The organism is Bartonella sp. AA2SXKL (genome assembly GCF_042197205.1).
In the GTDB taxonomy this organism is placed as follows: Bacteria; Pseudomonadota; Alphaproteobacteria; order Rhizobiales; family Rhizobiaceae; genus Bartonella.
The window spans coordinates 1-600 of the sequence record NZ_JBHIRN010000246.1 but is presented as its reverse complement, the minus strand read 5'-3'; the positions used below and the strand labels follow the sequence as shown (position 1 = coordinate 600).

The window sequence follows — 600 nt, the reverse complement described above, 5'->3', positions numbered from 1 at the left end:
CATTTATGGAATTGTGGGCACCCTCAATATGGCTGATTTGGCTGTAAAAATACAATATATCACTTCTAGCGATATGACTTTATTCGAAATAGGGGCTGCACTTTTGGGAATTGCTTTCTTAATTAAAGCAGGGGTGTGGCCATTGAATTTTTGGTTGATGCCAACGTACAGCGCAGCAGTAGCGCCTGTTGGAGCTTCTTTTGCACTTTTAAGCAAAGTCGGTATTTATATTATTTTACGTTTAACATTGTTATGGTTTGGACCAGAAAGTGGACATTTTAGCCATTTTGGTCAAACGGTTTTGTTTTACGGTGGGCTTGCTACTATGGCTTTTGGTTTTATTGGGGTGTTGGCAAGTCAAGTCTTGGTGCGTTTGGCTGCTTATAGTGTTTTGGTCTCTTCTGGGACATTGTTGACAGCTATCGGGATCGGCAATACAGCACTGATCGCAGGTGCACTCTTTTATATTGTTTCTTCAACTTTGGCGCTTGGTGCTTTTTTTCTTGTTGTGGAGTTGGTTGAACGTTGTCAAGATGCAGCAGCCAATGTTTTGACGGTTACAATGGAAGTCTATGGTGACGATGAAGAGGAGGAAGAAGA

Annotated in this window: 1 protein-coding gene; it reads left to right on the top strand. The window is 41.7% G+C overall.

Going from position 1 to position 600, the window contains the following annotated elements:
* The coding region (locus tag ACFINS_RS11005) for a proton-conducting transporter membrane subunit (RefSeq protein ID WP_375706294.1) at nt 1-600 on the top strand (600 nt) is incomplete at both ends.